The organism is Vibrio sp. D173a (assembly GCF_030248475.1).
On sequence record NZ_JAHGAH010000296.1, the window covers coordinates 1 to 1,438 of the forward strand.

Annotated in this window: 2 protein-coding genes; both read left to right on the forward strand. The window is 41.8% G+C overall.

All coding sequences use genetic code 11. The features are described from left to right. Positions 1-67 precede the first annotated feature (67 nt). A complete protein-coding gene (locus tag KIV40_RS24485) occupies positions 68-1,147 on the forward strand; it encodes an SUMF1/EgtB/PvdO family nonheme iron enzyme (protein ID WP_285351780.1) in 1,080 nt (359 codons plus the stop codon). Positions 1,148-1,281: 134 nt separating this feature from the next. Further along, positions 1,282-1,438 (forward strand): transposase (locus KIV40_RS24490; RefSeq protein WP_285351782.1); only part of this gene is annotated, 157 nt, incomplete at its 3' end.

Consider the following 1,438-nt stretch of genomic DNA (forward strand, 5'->3'; position numbering starts at 1 on the left):
GGCTTTGAAACTGTTCTCTCCTTTTATTTTTGCGTAAAATATGCTCATAAAGTAAAAGGAATACCAAATGAAAAACAGATGGTTAGGTATGGCTTGCCTGCTTCCCTTATTGGTTGCGTGCAACAGCGAAAGTTCAGCAATTAAGGTGTCTAGCGAGACCGTCTCACAAAAGCAAATAGATACGATAACGACGAATATCAATAAGCTCTACCCAGAAGCAACTCCAGAGCAGAAGCAGAAAGCGGCAGAAGTGGTGGTGAGAGCGATCGAGAACATGGTGTTCGTCGAAGGCGGAAGCTTTGATATGGGTGATTTCAAGATGGATTGTGATTTCCCTTCAAAATCTGAGAACCATTTAGATTGGTCTCCTGATGCGCAGTGTTTAAGTCATTTTGCGAGTAGTATGTTTGGTGCTCAATACTTGCACAGGGTAACCCTCGACTCTTATTCGATATCTAAGTTTGAAACGAGCTTCTTGGATATGGAGTGGATGCGCCAAATAAATGGATTACCGGTAGCAGCCAACAAACTAAAAGGGTATGTACAACTTAAAGAAGCTGTTGAACGCGGTACAGAAGAATATTCTACTTTAATCAAGCGGCATTTGAAGCATAAGAAAGTTGCGAAGACCAAAGCATGGCAAGAGAGTAAAGATTATTGTCAGTGGCTAGGAGAGGTATCCAATTTACCTTTTGACCTTCCCACCGAGGCACAGTGGGAATTCGCAGCTCGAAGCCGTGGACAGCATTACTATTATGCAACCAATGATGGTTACCGCTCTCTTCAGGAAGGGCAATATTACGATTCAAATTTAGCCAAATTCAAAGATATACTAGCTACAGAAGTCAATAGCAGCATTAGTACTGAGGAATATATCGGTCAATGGCCTGCTAATCCCTTGGGTATTTATGGGATGAGCAATGGTATTTCTGAATGGGTTAATGATTGGTACGAAAAAGACTATTACCTCAGCTCAGCGGAAACTAATCCTGTAGGTCCAAATACAGGAACACAAAAAGTTTTACGCGATAGCGTAAGCAACAAAATGACCTTTGGACGTAGCGGAGAAGATTTAGAGTCGGATGTCTATACTTCACGACTTAGCTTTCGTTGTTCAGTTCAGAAACTGAAACCTTTAACGAAGTAAAATCGAGCAGGCCCAACTAGGCCTGCTGTCTATACGTAGGGGAACATGTCGCCAAAGAAGTGGTCCCCAATTTTCGGACATGACTTTAAGTGATTGATCTGTTTGTATAGTACCTAAAAATACTGGAACAGATTATGACTAGAAAACGTAGAAACCACTCACCCGAATTTAAAGCTAAGGTGGCGCTTGATGCTGCTAGAGGTGATAAAACTGTCGCTGAGTTAGCTCAGAAATACAAGCTTCACGCTAACCAAATTTCTACATGCAAAAAAGAGCTGCTCGAAAATGCAG